General features: G+C 64.7%; 1 protein-coding gene. It reads right to left on the bottom strand.

All coding sequences use genetic code 11. From position 1 onward, the window contains the following. Window positions 1-569: lantibiotic dehydratase (locus OO67_RS35410; protein ID WP_244300515.1), on the bottom strand; the 569-nt coding region annotated here is incomplete at both ends.

Below are 569 nucleotides of genomic sequence, written 5' to 3'. Positions count from 1 at the left end.
CGTGGGGGTATCCATGCCATCAGTGACTCGTCGGCCGACAGTGTCTTCGCCAGCGCGTCGATCGACCAACTGGAGAAGAACACCGACGACGAAGCCGTCAGCCCCTCCCCCGGATCAATCTCCACCCCCCGCACCGAACCATCCACACGACCCCAGCCCACCGGACCGAAGAACCCGATCGTGTCGTTCTTCACACAGAACCGCTGCCAGTAATGCGCCACCAACTCCTCACGCTGACGCGGCATACTCGACCGACCCGAAGCCGACGGAACCCACCCCAGAAAAGGACCGATCCCCGTCCGCAACACCGTACGGTTCTGCCACGCCACCGCAGCCGTGAAATCCGAACCCCCCGCAACCTCCTGCAACCTCACAGCAGTCCGCGCCGCAACCTCCCCGAACACCCCCTCGAACTCATCCCAATCCGGACCCGACAACCCCACCCCACCAGCAAACTTGTCCGCATACACCGACACATCCACCGGCGCCAGATCCAGCACACCCCCCACCGGAAAACCCGGCCCCCGCAACGAGAACTGCTCCCACAACCGCCAACGCCCACCGGGCAG

Source organism: Streptomyces atroolivaceus (assembly GCF_000717025.1).
In the GTDB taxonomy this organism is placed as follows: Bacteria; Actinomycetota; Actinomycetes; order Streptomycetales; family Streptomycetaceae; genus Streptomyces; species Streptomyces atroolivaceus.
This window is presented reverse-complemented; position numbering and strand designations above follow the sequence as displayed.